The organism is Enterobacter cloacae complex sp. SYL003 (genome assembly GCF_049236925.1).
In the GTDB taxonomy this organism is placed as follows: domain Bacteria; phylum Pseudomonadota; class Gammaproteobacteria; order Enterobacterales; family Enterobacteriaceae; genus Enterobacter; species Enterobacter intestinihominis.
Genome location: NZ_JBMKJK010000076.1, coordinates 1 through 509, shown reverse-complemented (window position 1 = coordinate 509; position 509 = coordinate 1). Strand labels below are relative to the sequence as shown.

The 509-nt window shown below is 57.8% G+C and carries 1 protein-coding gene; it reads right to left on the bottom strand.

Features of this window, described 5'->3' with window-relative positions:
- Positions 1–509: type VI secretion system contractile sheath domain-containing protein (locus ACOT1A_RS24645; RefSeq protein WP_232962026.1), on the bottom strand; the 509-nt coding region annotated here is incomplete at both ends.

Here is a 509-nt window from a genome sequence, read left to right as displayed (position 1 = left end):
GCCTGCAACTCATCGCCCGGATCGGTCATTTCCGTCACCAGACTACGCACCCAGGTATTCAGCTCCAGCTCCAGCAGACGGCGGTCCTTGGTGGTGCCGATGTTCTCGCGCTGGATGAGCTTCAGATAGTGCGCAATACGCGACAGCAGGAAGATGTACGGCAGACGGGCATTGATGCGGCTGTTGGCCGTGGCATCTGCGGTGTCGTACAGCGCCGGTTTCTGCGCGGAGTTCGCCGAGAAGAAGCAGGCATAGTCGCGGTTTTTGTAATACGAGAGCGGAATAAAGCCGAGGTTGGCAAACTCAAACTCGCGGGTCTCCGGGATCATCACCTCAGACGGGATTTTCACCTGGTTGCCGGTACCCAAATCGTACAGATGAATAGGCAGATCTTTCACCGCCCCGCCCGCCTGCGGGCCACGGATCTGCACGCACCAGCCGTTATTGATGAAGCTCTTCACCATGTTTGACGCGAAGGAGAACGACGCGCTGGTCCACAGGTATTTCTC